Below are 405 nucleotides of genomic sequence, written 5' to 3'. Positions count from 1 at the left end.
AGAGAAATAGAGAGAGAAGTACAGAGGCTTGAAAATCTGTTCAATATAAAGGCTGTGCGATTGAAGGCACGTTATGAGACCAAGGCTATTCGTTATATGTTTGGGAATGGGGTCGAGGTTTATTGCGGTTGGGAAAAGCCTTACGATATCATGACTTGTTTGCATGACMATTATATTTACAATTCTTTTCCTGTGAAGGATGTGAAAAGTTATAGAGATTATTTGCGTTGTCTTCCTTCGCATTCTTCTTTGTTTTTGGATTACATAGAAAGCAGGGGATATGGTTTTTTAAGATTCAACGAATATTTGAACGATGACGAGGATGATTTTTGTTACGAGTGTGTTTTTGTTAATGACAATAAAGATGAGATACGCCTTTGGGTTAAAGATTTAGAAGAATGTGAC

The 405-nt window shown here is 36.1% G+C and carries 1 protein-coding gene; it reads left to right on the top strand.

Annotated features, from left to right (window positions below; translation table 11 throughout):
* Positions 1-405, top strand: a 405-nt coding sequence (locus KP705_RS18485) for a hypothetical protein (protein ID WP_215765360.1), incomplete at both ends; no start/stop codon positions are given.

The organism is Gluconobacter sp. P1D12_c, from assembly GCF_018812105.1.
In the GTDB taxonomy this organism is placed as follows: domain Bacteria; phylum Pseudomonadota; class Alphaproteobacteria; order Acetobacterales; family Acetobacteraceae; genus Gluconobacter; species Gluconobacter oxydans_A.
The sequence above is the reverse complement of the archived record's forward strand: the minus strand, read 5'-3'. Positions and strand labels throughout refer to the sequence as shown.